The organism is Leptothoe sp. EHU-05/26/07-4 (assembly GCF_043421015.1).
Classification (GTDB): Bacteria; Cyanobacteriota; Cyanobacteriia; order Phormidesmidales; family Phormidesmidaceae; genus Leptothoe; species Leptothoe turfae.
On sequence record NZ_JAXSQV010000006.1, the window covers coordinates 298,115 to 312,429 of the forward strand.

The window sequence follows — 14,315 nt, forward strand, 5'->3', positions numbered from 1 at the left end:
GCTAAAACTCCGGTACACTAACGATTCTGGACTGACTGGCATAGCAGCGCTGAATCATGGCGACGCTGGTTCGACATAAATAAGAGATGTCTTGCTCATCCATGCCTTTTTTGACCAGCTCGGTAATAAAGGTGTGGCGTGCATGGTATTCCGAGAAATAAAATGCCACCTTGCGATCTCGTACCAATTGTTCAACGGTGGGTCTCCAGTAGCGCGTCTGAAAGTTTTTGTAGTCGAAGGGGCCACCCTTGACCGATGGAATCAACCAGTGAGTACTAACGGTCTCTGGGGTGATGTCCTCCCTGTAATTTCGAGCCCACAGCTCTTCAAGCAATCGTTTCATCTGGGCATTGCAGGGAAACCGCGTAGAGCGATAGGTCTTGGTTGGTTGTTCAATCCGGGTGTCCACCGGCAGCGCTTTATTAATCAGAATCTCGCTGAAGTCAGAGGCCACATCCCCCCATTTGAGAGCGCTGGCTTCCTCTGGCCGACAGCCGGACAAGAACAGAAACTTGACCCAAAACGCATAGAACGGATGGTCACGCTCAAATGCATCAATGATCGCCGCGCGTTCCTTGGGCGTGAATGCGGTGTAATTATCCTCGGTTATCCGGCGACGCTTGCCCCAGTACCGAGTGAGCCCATCGAATGGGTTGACGGGCAGATCCCCCATGGCGACGGCAAACTTACAGGCGGCGTTGAACTGCTGGATGGTTCGCCTGGCGGTTTCTAGTGAGAAGTTGTCCAACAGCCAGGCGCGGACATCGCGCGCATCATTGATCTCTGGTTTTTCTTTCATCATTTTGAGTATCCGTTTTTCAAACTTGGCGTAATCCCGAACCACGGTGCTAGGGGCGACGTAGGGGGTTTTGTATTCGACATAGGCAAGCCATAGGTACCAAAGCTCTCTAGGGGTTATCTGGCGATCCATCAGGTCACCTGCTCAGTTGGATCAGCAACTCGCTTCGAGGCATTCAACAGATCAGCCACGGGTACCGTCGCCAATACGTCATCACCCGTGAGTTCAGTGAGTTGAGCGTGATCCGCCTCAATCGCGGCCACCCGATACCGATGATGGGATAACGTTTTCTTGAGCTTCGCGCGGGAGCCGATATAAATCACCACGGCTCCCGCGCTCACGTCACAGCGCTTGCAATACAGCTGAACCCCATCCGTAGTGAAAAAATCCGTACGCCCTAAGTCTTGATTTCTCACCTTGATCACGGAGCGATCTTTGGAAATCGTCAAAATTAAAGACGGCCTTTGGAGTGTGTGACACCCTTCTGCGGTCATCCGAGACAGTTGGATTCTGGGGGAATTTCTATCTATGGTTTCTATAGACTTTTTCGGAAGCCTTGTACTGCCTCGTCTAATCCAACTTGTGTCACCCGTGGGAATGACCTGATCGCCTACCTGTAGAGGGGGTGTTTGGGGGGGCTCAGAGATAGGGGCCTGTTGTGGAAGCCGTTTTTTACCCTTCCCTTGTGACAGTTGGTCGTTACATTTCTCAACAGGATTTTGAGGATCCAAAATTGCCGAGTCTCGCCGTGAGATGCTTGAGACTGCTTGTTTCTCTTTCTCTGTTTTTATTTCAGCGTTTGTGAGACAAGAATTCGTACTTACGACAGGGTCCTCAAATGAAGGATCTTCGTGGGGAATATTTATAGGGACCCTTTCTGATGTCAACTGCGTCAACTGAGGTTCAAAATCACTCTCTATCCCTTTCTGGGTATGGGTTTGCCCAGTTGACATTTGGGTGTCAACCGAGGGGGTCTGTTGACAACTGGAATTCGTCAACTGAGATTTGGGGTATGTGACAGTTGCCGAATCACTCTGATCACCCTCTCCATGGTTCAGTTGACTATTTTTATCTCTGTTGACATTCAGTTGACATATAGGTGTCAACTGAGATTCTTTATGACTGGCAGGGATTTCAAGTTGATCAGCAGGGTCAGTTGACGCAGTTGACACTTTTTTAGGCCCTTCAAAATTTTCGACCTGTTCATCAATTTCGATGTAGTCGCGGATCAGCTCAATGGGAATAGACATGCACCGCTGAATTCTCCACTTCGGATCATCGGTGGCTTTGCGGTCAAATGCCTTTGAGACGTCTTCGTTGCCATGGAACCGTTGCCGGTCATGCATATGGGCACCACGGGCTTTGAGTAGGTTCTTAAGAATCTGCTTGTTGTAGGCCAGCTTTGAATTCTTATCCACCACATCCCACACTTCGTTTAGACGGATGGATAGTGCTTTGACCACCTCCGAGTTGTGCTCGGTGGTAAACCGCATATTCCAATCACCTAGCTTGGCTTGGGACCGGAACATGGATAGTCGTTCGATAAAGTCGCGTAAGCTGTCGGTGCTGGCATCGGCATCATTGGCCATGGTGCAAACCTTATCCATCAGGTAGCTCAGCAGGTCAAATTGAGATCGCACGCCAGCCATATCCAGCACGGCATTGCCATAGTGAAGAATGATGGCCAGGTTACGAGCCATCCTGGAATGGGCATGGGGTAAATAGGGTGTTAACTCGTCTTCGCAGTGACCGATTGCATCCAGGTCTAGGCCTAACTTAATGACCACTGGCAGGGCACCACTGGCTTTGTCCATAGCCCGTTTCATCGTTCGCCAGTCGTCTTTATTGCCGCACTTGTCGTTGCAATCAAACCAGAGCAGGATTAACCGGCTCATGGTTGCCGCATTGGTCTCACCGGCAGCGAAGTTAGACGCCACCATCAAGGCACTGTGAGGCTTTTGGGAATTGAACTTTCCCATATCCCCCCCACGTACCAATCTGGGTTTGCCGTTGTAGAGACCCTTTAGAAATTCGTCCAGTTCAGGGTTTCGGTGTGGGTCATCCCAACAATGCACCAGGCCGCCGATCAGTTTTAAGCGCTCATAGGCTGCACTGACTGAAACATCTTTGAGCATGCCACCGGCTTTGTCGGTATGCATTCCAGATATCGATAACGCGCAAGCACCAGCGGTTGTTTTGCTACCACCCCCGTCACCGATCAGGTTCAAGATGGGAAAGCTACCAGTTTGCTCAATGAAGGACTGATAGTGAACAGCTGCCGCACCATAACCGAGGGTTAGTAAGGCTGGGTAAATATTGACCGGTCCATAAAACCCGATCATTGACTCCACCAACTGACCCATTGCATCCGCTGAGGCGGGATTATATTGAGGCACCGGTAGGGTATCGGCCTGCCCAGTAATGCCATCATTCCAAATCCACCGGCTGTGATCTTCGCTGGTGGGTTCACCATTGGGCATGAGCTGATTGCTGGGGAATATCCAATAGCCATCAGATTGTTGGCCCACACGTTCAGCCAGGCGATAGAGTTTCCCACCACGGCTGTGATACTCATCCAGACGTACCCTCAACAGCGCTTTCATCTGGTGGTTATTCAACCGGCAGATGAGGGCACCGCCCAACGCTTTCTTTAAAGTGTCCTCAAACTTGCTGACGCTGGTGAAATCTAGACTTGGCAGAAATAAACGGTGCTGCTGATGGTCACCACTACGTTTCAATTGCAAAATGAAGCCACCACCGTCTGAGCTGGCCACTTCTTTTTCTATTTGCAAGTCAAAATTAGTGAGCGGTCGGAAGACACTATAGTCATCGTCGCTGTCGTCATCTTTGCGCCAGTAACCGAGTTCACCATCGACAGAATCTGGAGCCCCCCAACGCAGTCGCCGTTTAATGTTGTGCTCTGCCATCTGTGCCAGATCGATGGCTTCATCAATGGCATTTTCTAGCCGAATGAGGAGTTCGTCCGTTGAGATCGCACTCTGCTCAATTACATCTTTGATGTCACCCCCATGGGGCATTTCTGACCAAATAGCTAGCGGATTCAGGACCACCGCTGCGATCGCTTCTTTGCGGCATTCCTTGGTTAAACCGGCTGAGAAAGTGGCTTCACCGGTTAGGTCAAAGTCAGGGTGTATGGCAATTAGAGGTTTCAAACCTGCATCTTTGGCCATGGCCACACTCCCCGCTAGTCTGTCGGGGATATCGGCATAGCGGCTTTCACCACCCTGACACGTTGTTGCGGTGAGACCTAGCGACCGGTAAACCTCAACAGCCTGTTCACCGGCAACAATAAATAGAACCTCGCCACGGGTGATCGCTTCCTTGGCTTCGTTCTCTCTATACAATGGCCAGCTTCGTGGCCCGCGTCCCATGGCCCAGTTGCCAGCCTCTTCATTCCAAAACCACGGCCTAACTTCTTTGGTTTTGGTATATCCCTCAAACCAGGCCCTGCGATCGGTCCACTGACGACGGACCACCTTACCGATATTCTTCTCTGGGTTAAGCGGATCTGGATATAGATATTCAATCCGCTGTAGCTGGTCACCGGTAGCTGCATCCTCAACACAGGGCTTAGCATTCTTTTCTGGAAGTTCTAAAAATATCTGGGTACCCCCAGGTGGTGAGCACATCAGCGTCTTACGCTTTCGACGCTTAACCTCATGGATGCCTGGGGTGATGCCATCCGCAACGACGACTAGATCACCAGGGGCAATGGTGGGCTTGGGGGTGTCTAGTACCCATGAGGGTGATTTTTCAGAGAACTCCTTAGGCTGTAATCGGATCAGGTCAGGATATTTGCGGCTCCGTCTTCGTTTGGCTCCATCCCTAACAAACTTAGGCCGGTTGTCCTTGGCGAGTCCCTGATAGGTCCATCCGTTAGGAGGGCGATTTGCATCTGTCCATTGACAGAGCACCATGTCTGGCTTGCTCGGTTCACCACCAATCAGGAAGCAATACGACTCGCGACCACACAATGGACAGGCCGCACCCTTTTGTGCTTCCTGAGCTATCTTTGCCATAATATTTACAAGTTAAGATTTCCAGGGGCTGGCGGACAGCCCCGCTTCACATCTCGGTACTAACTGTGAGGCTGGCTCGGTGAGTCAGCCTTTTTTTGCTGGTCAATAAAGTCCGAAAACACTACACCCTCTGCCATGCCGGTGTAGATGCCACGCAGCTCATTAATCTGCTCGGGCGGTAGTCCCATTTTTTCGAACGACTCGATCGCAGTCCACATAAACCGCAGTAGATAGAAGCGCTGCTGCGCATTGGTTGCTGCCAGGCGTGCAACGAGCCAGGCTAACTCCATACGGTTGCTACCCATTGGCATTGGATTGCCCTCCACGCATGAGATAGTCAACTTCCATTTCGTAGGCGTTGAGCACTTGCAACTTAGGCCGATAAAAGCCGACTTGAAATATACAGCCATAGGGGGCATTGAGTTTCCTAATTTGGAGAGGCCAAACTATCCCGATCTTGGTATCTCTCCAACAAGGATGATCATTCATTACACCCCATGCATAAGTGCATAGGTCATGGGTTAATTGATTCATGGGCTGCCAGAACATGGGAGTTTGCTTTTGATTTGACTTCATTTGAAATGAGGCCTAATGCCACACACTTTCTGCCACTCTTGCAAGGGTTGAGATAATCAACATGCGGGGACAGGTCGTTAATCTTCCTCCGCATGTTGATGTTGTTTAGGAAGGACTTTCCTGCAGGTGTCCCGTTGCATCATACCTGAAAGATATTTCAGGTGCAACAACTTGCAGGTGCAAGATGTTTCAGGTATGATAAGCAAGAAATCTGATGAAGCCAGTCCGGTCATAGGATTTGTGGAACTACGAAAAGAAAGAGGGGTGACTCAAAGGCAAATAGCTGAAGCACTTGAATTGTCTGAGAGAACAATCATTGATTGGGAGTCAGGTAAAAGAACGCCAAAGCTATATGTCTGGCAGGTCAAAGCCCTCTGCGAATTGCTGAGTGTCTCCATATTTGATATGCCAAACAGTTTTGCTAAGGAGGGAGTAGTTACACAAAAAAACGCCGGAGCGTAGCGGCTCCGGCGAATTCAAAAAAATGGTTAATAGCCCTGGGCAGCAGTTTGGACGCCGTAGCTCAAGGCAATGTCCCTAAAGGAGAGACCTCTTTATGGTATCTGACGAATCAAGAAAAATAAGCCCATACAAGCTATGTCAAGAGGTGAGTTTCAGCAAGGAGAGAATGTGATCGCTCAATTTGTTCGAGTTCTTGGTATTTCTCAAAGCAAACTGGCCCGTGAGTGGGGGTGTACCAAGGACAAAGTCAATCGAGCTGCCAATGGATTCGAGCCGACTTTTACTACGGAGGAAATTCAAAATATTGAGGGTTGGTTGCGATCCAGGTTTGGGAAAGGCTGGCTTGATCTACCTCGGTCGTTTCAGTCTGAAGAGCCCATAGCGTTTCTTCAAGAACTTGAAACAAAAAGCGCTGAGGAGTAATGCCCTCAACGCAGTTTAGAAAATCAGTTAATAGCCCTGGGCCGCAGTTTGGACGCCGTAGCCCAGGGCCATGTCCCTAAAGGAGAGACCTCTTTATGGTATCCAATGAATCCAAAAAAATAAGCCCATACGAGCTATTTCAAGAGTTTTCAACACTAACAACTGAAAGTCAGCAGCTGAGAGAGCGTCTGGAAACAATCAAAAGACTAAAGTTGTCTATAGGTGTCCAGCTGTCTGAGTTATGCAGTGGCTCTGAGGCCTCCATAACTGATGAAGGTGTCGTCGAAGTAGACGGCCAGCTGTACTATTACACGATTTGTATTGAAAACGGTTCAGTCGATGAGTTTCGAACCGTCAGCTATGTAAAACAGAGCGCCTGAATCCCCCCTGTGCAATGGAGTTGCACAGGGGCTTTCTTGTGCCCTACTGCGTGGCAAATCTGTCTAAATCTGCCACATCTGCTTCAGTCAGTCAGTCCATGCAACGACTGAAAACTAAGACTCATTCCACTCAACCCCTTACGCATCAACCCATAGAGGTTCAAATATATGACTACTCAAGTATTGGCAAATCTGCCCGTCTCTGCCACATCTGACGCGACCAGCCCCATGGTTCAACCGGCTGGTGTAGACATTGGCAATGGGGCTTTAAAGCTGGTGACGGGACTGGGAGAATACCGTCTCGATAGCTATGTGACCTATCTAACTGAGCGTCTGAGCATGGGTCAAACCCAAGGCTATGTAGAGTATCTCCAGGGTGACCGCGCTGACCTGGTCGGCAAACAATGGATCGGTGGTATCAATGCTTACTACCATGCACCCCGAGCCCTAGCCCGCGTCACCGATGACAAAACCGGCAAGATTGACCTGGGTCTACAACTGTTACTTAGTGCGCTTTCTCTGATGCCGTTTCGCTCAGAATGGAGTCTCTCTATTACGGCATCAGTCCATGATGGCGCGACTCTCGGAAAGGGCTTAAAAACAGCTCTCGAAGGACAACATCATGTGATGGTTAACAACAAACTATCCGTGATTTCTGTTGTTGTTAATGGCGTGCTAGAGGAAGGGACTGGAGCGGTTTTGGCCTATCAACGACACTCTGATTTCACGAATGCTTTAGTCTATGACTTAGGCAATGGCACGTTGATTGTTAGCTCGTTTAATGGTCTGGTCATGACCGATAGAAGCTATAGCCAAAACGGGGGTGTTGAGAGTCTCATTGATGCGGTTGCAACAAACCCATTAGTGCGACAACACCTCAAGAGAGAAGGAGATCGCCACCTGATTAGAGCCGGTATTGAGAGCACCCACTTCACCTACGGCACGCAGTATCCAAACTGGAAATTTACCGAAGCCTACAAACAGGAATTACCCCAGTGGGTTAACCGGGTGCTTAAGCCCATGGTCAGACCGACAGAAGATCGTATGGCGTCAGCGACAGCCTTGATCGCGATTGGTGGTGGTGCCTGTCTGCCTGGCATCAAAGGTCTATTAGCAAAGCGCAATATTCAGGTGCTGAGCGAGCCACAGTGGGCCAACTCCCGTGGCCTTTATGCCTATGCCATCCGTAAGGTCAACGCATGAGAATCACGATAGATAAAGGGTTTCAGCCGTTGATACGTGAGGTGATGGCGCAAATCCACACCGACGATCCACGGCTGGCGCTCAACCACATCATTAGCACCTGGGCCGCCAGTCAGCACGCCAATCATCAACCGGCTTCGTCACTGCCCCAGGTCCAGGCTGCTGAGCCCAACGACGACTTTTCACAACTCACCGATTGGAGTTAGCTATGACAACGCAAAAAGAAGCCGCATCCATTATCAGCAAGGGTGGCCGTATCCATAACAACATCCTGTTAGATGTCCAGGGTCAGCCTGTCGGCACCTTGAAGGACGCGCAAATCAAAAACCTGATTGCCAAAAAAGGCCTTTTAGCGAACTCCGGCTATGACGGGACCGTAACGGTCCAATAGCCTCACGTCCTGCTGTAACCACTCTCATGCCATGGCGTTAACCGAGTACCAAAAAGCAACCATTTTTCAGGCATCTAAGAGGTTAGGCAACGGCTATCGAACCCATGCGGTTGCTTATGTCAATAACTTTGTCAACACCTGTAGCCCTGAAGCCGCTGAGCTTTTGATTGCCAGCATCAATCAATTTTCTCACTGGAAAAACCTGATTCGCCGTCACGATTCAACTCACGTTCGTTAATCCTGATTCATCACGCATCCCCATCAAATTGTCACACCTTACTGGTTAGAGTTGATATGTCAACTACACTTCTACAGCCCTACGATCCAGGGCAGTCGTACGTATTTAATGGGGTGGAGATCCCCAGCCAACAAACACTTCCCCCAGCTGGACAAGCGTCCTTTGCCTTCAGACCGGCCTGCTTTCAACTGAGCGAAACGTCAATGCCAGGCAATTCCACTCAAGTGGCCTGGGGAATGTCGTACAACAACACCTTTTACCGCTTCAGTATCAAACCAGCTGGCTTGAGTACGCAACAAGCCCACCTCTATTTAGATGCGGAAGGAAATTGCAAGATTAACGGCATAGAGGTCCCGTTAGTCCCTGCCAACCTTTTGCCTAAGGAGCTGTTGCCCGAATCCGTGGTGAGCACTGCCGAGGAGACGGCCTCACTCTCCATGGAGCATCAGGCTCCAGGATTGTCACCGCAAACAATGACCGGGCTGGCTTTCATTCTCATTGGTTTAGCGGTGTCTATTAGCGGACTATTTAGCCAAAAAAATCAGGCGCAGCAACCCATGGGCGCTAGCAGTCCCCATGGACCTACTGAAACAAAAGACAGTTTAACCGCGCTCGTGGAGCTACTCAATAATGATTAAACGAATTAATGGAGATAACTTTTTCCAGGTAGCAGGTGGCATAGTCCTGACAGCAGTCGGATGCATCATCACCGTCACCAGTCTCAATCCCGACGTTCAGGCCCAGAACGAGCACGCCACTCAGGTGAAACAGCTCCAGGTTAGCCAAGAACGGGAATCTCAGCTGGCTGAGTTAGAGCGCAAGAAGGCGAACGAGCGCTATCGGCAGGGCTGCCCACTCCTCAAATCCAGTCAGATTAGTCCCTCACTCAAGGTATCAGGGCCTAAGCCGAATACCCCTGTTTGCGACCTGTATGGCAACACGGCGCTGACTACTGCAGATGGCACCTTAACGGATATTGCACGTACGCCGGACCAAAGCGTTATTCAACAACGAATTTCTAGACAATAGGAACCATACCCATGACTACCAAAACACGAGGATGGACCCGCGTTCAACGCACGGCTGAGCGTGTGCGCAAGGGGGCTGAAGACCTCAAAAAACAAGCTGATTACCTGGGTAACAACCCAGACAAGATCGATAACTGGATCGTCAAAGTCCTGGTCTACGCCACATTTATAATCCCGCTACAGCTGTTTGTTTCTAACATTGGGCCGTATCAACAGCTATTTGAAAACGTCCTTGCGCGGGCAGGTGTCATTGTTGACCTGACTGGGCTAATTGCAATCTTAGTGATTCAATACGCTGAGATCCGCCCATTCACATGCAGTGTCAACACCCCCCGTAAAGTATGGCTGAGTCGAATTTACGTAGCGTTGGCCGCATTCACCGTAGATTTAGCGGTTTGTAGCTGGGCGTGGGACATCTTTGACAACCAGTACGGAACGCCCATGATTAGCGATATCAACTGGCTCAATATGGGGCGCATCGTATCTATTGTCTGTGGCTTCTCCCTATGGTTCGCGTTTCGCAAAATGATGCAACGGAGGGCCTAAGCGATGGATGCCACCTTGAAATCTGAACTTAAACAAGAACTCAATGAAACATTGGAGGATTGCCGGAAAGTTGCCATTGCCCATGCCTTAGAGCGCTATAGTCTGCCCTCTCAACTGATTGGTGTAGCGGTTGGTGTGTTTGGGGGTGGACTGCTATCCACCGTGATGCCAGGGGGGGTGATCGCCTCCGCGCTCATCGGCCTGATTATTTCTGGTGCGGCAACTAAACTCAGTGATGATGAGGCCAAGGCCATTGAAAGCGGCGACTTGGAAACCCTGAGGCGTTATTACCCCAAGGACCAGCTAGAAGAAAAAATCAAGCCGATCTTAAACAAGGCTGTTGATGCAAAAAAGCTGATAGCTCAGGAGACACAGACTACGCCACAGATGTCGACTACGACGGAGACGGCCATTGGGAGCCAGTCCCCTGAGCTGCCGGTGGCCCCTGTCAAGCTATCTGGTAATGCCCCCCACTTGCTCTTGTTTGGCCGCAGTCAAAACGGTAAAACGACCACAGCTGCGCATGTATTGTCCGATATCCCGGTTGACTACATCTCGTTGAAGGCATCGGATAAAGTGCCTGAATCCTGGAACGGCTACTTGATTAGCCCAACCGCTACCGACGCTCAGTTGAACTGGATTCTTGATCGGTGGGAGGAAATGCTGAATAGCAGTCTTCAACAAGATGGCAACCAGACCAAACACGCGTTTGTCGTAGATGAGTACATCAGTATGCGTGCCTTGGTCACCAATCCGACCAAGGAGCGTTTAAGGACGTTCTTCGTTCGATTGTTAACGACAGGTGCGGGCATGGGATTGCTAGGCGGCATCTTAACCCAGACGTCTAATGCAGGGGCCCTGGATATTGACGCTGATATCCTCAAAAACTGCTCGACTGTCGCAGTGACCGGAGAACGAAAAAACAATGATTGGATGGCAAAAGTCTTTACGAAATTTACCGGATATTCCCTGAATGAGTCTCAGAAAAAACACGTTAGGAATCTATCTGGATACTGGCAAATGTGGGATAACAATGGTCCCTGCTTGTCCCAGATTTCGGCCTATTCAGGTAACTTGAAACCACTGGAGAAGTGCCCATCAAAGGTGCCAGAAAAAGAGCGTGTTCACGATGCCTTTATTGACAATCCATTTACGAAAATAGACCTGTCAATTGATGAGCGAATCATTGAATACTTTCAAGAAAAACCAGAGCCTGCGACTCCAAGGACTGTGTATAGAGGTATCACAATAACGAAAGAAGATGGAGATTTGAAGGTTGGTGATGTTAGGGCACATCTAGTAGATATGTGTGGGAGGCAAAACCCAACGATGAAGATGGAAAAATTAGCAGGGCATGACAAATTTAGCTTGATTGGCACATAGGTTGCTGTCACTGTCCTGGATGTCAAGGAGAAGCTGTTTTTTAGTGTCCTTGACGTCAGTGACACGTGGGATGACAGGTCTTGACGTCAAGGACACTGTCACGCTGACACCTGTCGGTTGACACTCGCTGACACCTGCTGACACTGAATTGTCACACTATTTATTAAGAAAGAAAAATGGATTTTCAACGACTACAAGAGTTACAAAAAACAGTTCCAACATCTGAATTTTATTTAGGCGATATTGTTCAAACAGAACAAGGATTAGGACTGGTTGTTGGGCTATCAGCTTGGGAAGATAACAGCCCAACTTATGTAAGTTACAAAGTTCAATTGAGCGATGCAGGTCCCTATGAAGATGATGATGGCGTCATTTGGGATTCGTTTTCTGCTCAAGACTCCCATGTTGAGTATTTTTATAAAACTCAATCCTTAACGTTGATTCACTCCAGTCAGTCTAGTGTTTGGTTCGCTGTTGAAACTGAGTCGCCCCCTGATTTATTGCCTGTCTTAGCTGCCGTCAACTTTGATGGTGATGCTTGCTATTCAATATGTGACTGGGATGGTCATACGTTTACTGATGCAAGCACCATGATGACCATTGAGCCGCAACCTACTCATTGGGCGTATATTCCTGAATTAACTGCTGATGTTCCTGAAGCTTGATGGATTGAGCGACTAATCAAATTTGCGATCTCACCCCACTGGCCATTAGCCGGTATGTGCCAGTTAGCCAAACATGAAGGGCTACTTTTGGCCTTGATCAGCCAATAAACCGTATGTGACAGTTACGCCAGCATGGGCATTCTAAGGATGTATAGCTTTCCTTGAATTAGAAGGCCAAAGCCCTGTCCCGTAAAGGCCAGGGCTGTTTTTTTGATATTGATTAGTTGCTGATTTCGCAGCGGGCCAAGTAACTAACCACCAGTGAGGTATCTACATACCCTCACGTCAGTTTGGGCAAAGTCTAGTCATTTCCGTCCCCTTGTATGTTTAGAGGGGTAATGGAATCTGAACGTTCAAGCGGGTGAGGTCCTTGATTCAGCGTCAGATTGGTTTCCGTCCCCTTTCGGGGTAATGGAATCTGAACTGTTTCTGAGAAGCTAACGGCCATCAATAGTGCACTAAGTTTCCGTCCCCTTTCGGGGTAATGGAATCTGAACGGATATTTGTGTAGGCGTGAGAAGATAACAACATGTTTCCGTCCCCTTTCGGGGTAATGGAATCTGAACCCGAACGGAAGGTCAAACACGACCTTCAGGAAGTTGTTTCCGTCCCCTTTCGGGGTAATGGAATCTGAACGAATGTGATCGTATACCCATAGAGGAGTTACGCAACAGTTTCCGTCCCCTTTCGGGGTAATGGAATCTGAACAAGGCCAACTCTACACAGCGTGGAAAAGAGCTCGAGTTTCCGTCCCCTTTCGGGGTAATGGAATCTGAACACCTGAGCAAGGCATTGATAGCTTAGAGTTTCATGGGTTTCCGTCCCCTTTCGGGGTAATGGAATCTGAACCCCTACCTTTTGAAACTATTGTGGTTAGGGCTTTCCAGACACCTAAATCTGAGGGGGGCAAAACTGACCCTACACAATCGAAAATGACTCCCAATAAGACCCTGTGAAAAACGTTTGAATGTCCCTCACAGTAATCAATCTGAGGGGGTCAACGGAAGAATTAGGTTTTCAAGGTTCGTCTAACCCCCTCAGATTAGCATCTGGATATTTAAATCCTAACCCCTCTGATGAATTTTTAATATTTTGAGTGCCATCTCTAAGAGTCTTGTGGGTCGGCTATCTGGGCTCCTTTGGTCTGTCATCGCGCGCACCCAGTCAGATTAATTCTGGGATGTGGTTTTTTCATGATTGAAGCCTGCGATCGCGCTGCTGCTGCCGATATAAGCATCGATATCATGCGCATTTCACTGACATAAAGTAACCTTGGGTTATCTTTCCGTTTCATATCTGAAAGCGAGGGCATCGAATGGAAGATCTCTGGTTGGCGTGGGCGAAACGATTGCAAAGCATCGCATCGAACGGCTTGCTCTTTTCGTCTGATGAGTATGACCGTGAGCGCTATCGCGAGGTCGCGGAAATAGCCAATCGAATGCTATCTACACTCGGAAGCGTACCAATTGGTCGAATCGAAGACTTGGTGTCCGACTTTGCGAGTGGCTACGCAACTCCCAAAGTCGATGTTCGTGGTGCTGTGATTCGCGATGAACGGATATTACTGGTCCGTGAGGCGACTGATCAATTGTGGACGCTTCCGGGTGGGTTTGCGGAAGTCGGCTGCTCTCCCGCCGAAAATGTAGAGAAGGAAATTTGGGAAGAAACGTCGCTTCGGGCCAAAGCTAAGTCCGTTTACGGCATTAGACACAAGGCTAAGCACAACTACGATCCTGACGTGCGCGACTTCTACAAGATTTTCTTTATCTGCGAGGGGCTTGAAGGTGAGCCAGAGCCAGGGGCCGAAACGATGGATGTAGGGTTTTTCGATTTAGAGGCGTTACCACCACTATCGACCGGACGCGTACTTGAGAGTGATTTGGTGGCAGCGTTCCGATTCATGAGGGACTCACAGCCGATGATGGAATTCGACTAATGGTGTGAGTGTGTTGTGAAATCGGCTTGCGACCTTGCTACTGCGATGCTTAGGGTGTTGGAACTGACATTTGACAACTGTCTTTGAGATCCGTTCTTTTATTAAGAAAAATGACCGCTATTGTAAACAAATAAAAACCCCCTAGCCAATACCAAGCCAGAGGGTAAGAGTGAAATGATGGTAAGCCCCTTTTGTCCTGTGAGTTCTAATCAGGCTTGACGGCTGGATGTGTTCAGGGGTTGCTA

Annotated in this window: 17 protein-coding genes and 1 CRISPR repeat array; of the genes, 13 read left to right on the forward strand and 4 right to left on the reverse strand. The window is 49.2% G+C overall.

From position 1 onward, the window contains the following. Position 1 precedes the first annotated feature (1 nt). From U2F10_RS23335 to U2F10_RS23350, 4 genes are read right to left on the reverse strand one after another with little or no spacing between them, the layout of a single operon-like run. Positions 2-931 (reverse strand): tyrosine-type recombinase/integrase, encoded by a 930-nt coding sequence (locus U2F10_RS23335; protein WP_499873383.1) that lies wholly within the window; start codon positions 929-931, stop codon positions 2-4. Then, positions 931-4,839: a hypothetical protein gene (locus U2F10_RS23340; protein WP_499873384.1), complete on the reverse strand. Its 3,909-nt coding sequence runs from the start codon at positions 4,837-4,839 to the stop codon at positions 931-933. The genes U2F10_RS23335 and U2F10_RS23340 overlap by 1 nt, the downstream gene beginning before the upstream one ends. Positions 4,840-4,898: 59 nt before the next feature. After that, positions 4,899-5,144 carry a hypothetical protein gene (locus U2F10_RS23345; protein WP_499873385.1) on the reverse strand — a complete coding sequence of 82 codons (246 nt, stop codon included), beginning with the start codon at positions 5,142-5,144 and terminating at the stop codon, positions 4,899-4,901. Continuing rightward, positions 5,137-5,415, reverse strand: a complete 279-nt coding sequence (locus U2F10_RS23350) for a hypothetical protein (RefSeq protein ID WP_499873386.1) — start codon at positions 5,413-5,415, stop codon at positions 5,137-5,139. The genes U2F10_RS23345 and U2F10_RS23350 overlap by 8 nt, the downstream gene beginning before the upstream one ends. Positions 5,416-5,592: 177 nt before the next feature. On the opposite strand from U2F10_RS23350, the gene U2F10_RS23355 reads away from it, so the two are divergent. The 13 genes from U2F10_RS23355 (at position 5,593) to U2F10_RS23415 (ending at position 14,070) form a co-directional block, all read left to right on the forward strand. Beyond that, positions 5,593-5,877 carry a helix-turn-helix transcriptional regulator gene (locus tag U2F10_RS23355; RefSeq protein WP_499873554.1) on the forward strand — a complete coding sequence of 95 codons (285 nt, stop codon included), beginning with the start codon at positions 5,593-5,595 and terminating at the stop codon, positions 5,875-5,877. 135 nt (positions 5,878-6,012) lie between these two features. Further along, positions 6,013-6,300 (forward strand): hypothetical protein, encoded by a 288-nt coding sequence (locus U2F10_RS23360; protein WP_006516741.1) that lies wholly within the window; start codon positions 6,013-6,015, stop codon positions 6,298-6,300. Positions 6,301-6,395: 95 nt separating this feature from the next. Next, on the forward strand, positions 6,396-6,680 hold the full coding sequence (locus U2F10_RS23365) for a hypothetical protein (protein WP_499873387.1): 285 nt from the start codon (positions 6,396-6,398) through the stop codon (positions 6,678-6,680). Positions 6,681-6,848: 168 nt separating this feature from the next. Further along, positions 6,849-7,883, forward strand: coding sequence for a ParM/StbA family protein (locus U2F10_RS23370; protein WP_163698516.1), 1,035 nt, complete (start codon positions 6,849-6,851; stop codon positions 7,881-7,883). Beyond that, positions 7,880-8,089: a hypothetical protein gene (locus U2F10_RS23375; protein WP_499873388.1), complete on the forward strand. Its 210-nt coding sequence runs from the start codon at positions 7,880-7,882 to the stop codon at positions 8,087-8,089. Before U2F10_RS23370 ends, U2F10_RS23375 begins: the two co-directional genes overlap by 4 nt. A 2-nt stretch (positions 8,090-8,091) precedes the next feature. Continuing rightward, a complete protein-coding gene (locus U2F10_RS23380) occupies positions 8,092-8,274 on the forward strand; it encodes a hypothetical protein (protein WP_499873389.1) in 183 nt (60 codons plus the stop codon). A 31-nt stretch (positions 8,275-8,305) separates the two neighbouring features. After that, entirely contained in the window at positions 8,306-8,512 is a 207-nt protein-coding gene (locus U2F10_RS23385; protein WP_499873390.1) for a hypothetical protein, read from the forward strand. Between the two features lie 56 nt (positions 8,513-8,568). Next, positions 8,569-9,150 carry a hypothetical protein gene (locus U2F10_RS23390; protein ID WP_499873391.1) on the forward strand — a complete coding sequence of 194 codons (582 nt, stop codon included), beginning with the start codon at positions 8,569-8,571 and terminating at the stop codon, positions 9,148-9,150. After that, entirely contained in the window at positions 9,143-9,541 is a 399-nt protein-coding gene (locus tag U2F10_RS23395) for a hypothetical protein (RefSeq protein ID WP_499873392.1), read from the forward strand. The genes U2F10_RS23390 and U2F10_RS23395 overlap by 8 nt, the downstream gene beginning before the upstream one ends. Positions 9,542-9,552: 11 nt before the next feature. Continuing rightward, on the forward strand, positions 9,553-10,086 hold the full coding sequence (locus U2F10_RS23400; protein ID WP_499873393.1) for a hypothetical protein: 534 nt from the start codon (positions 9,553-9,555) through the stop codon (positions 10,084-10,086). 3 nt (positions 10,087-10,089) lie between these two features. Beyond that, entirely contained in the window at positions 10,090-11,469 is a 1,380-nt protein-coding gene (locus tag U2F10_RS23405) for a hypothetical protein (protein ID WP_499873394.1), read from the forward strand. A 176-nt stretch (positions 11,470-11,645) separates the two neighbouring features. Beyond that, the gene (locus U2F10_RS23410) at positions 11,646-12,134 is read left to right on the forward strand and encodes a hypothetical protein (RefSeq protein WP_499873395.1); all 489 of its coding nucleotides are present in this window, start codon (positions 11,646-11,648) and stop codon (positions 12,132-12,134) included. A 389-nt stretch (positions 12,135-12,523) separates the two neighbouring features. Next, positions 12,524-12,983: a CRISPR direct-repeat array (repeat unit 35 nt; unit sequence GTTTCCGTCCCCTTTCGGGGTAATGGAATCTGAAC). 466 nt (positions 12,984-13,449) lie between these two features. Continuing rightward, complete coding sequence (locus tag U2F10_RS23415) at positions 13,450-14,070, forward strand: NUDIX hydrolase (protein WP_499873396.1); 621 nt, start codon at positions 13,450-13,452, stop codon at positions 14,068-14,070. The last annotated feature ends 245 nt before the right edge of the window (positions 14,071-14,315 follow it).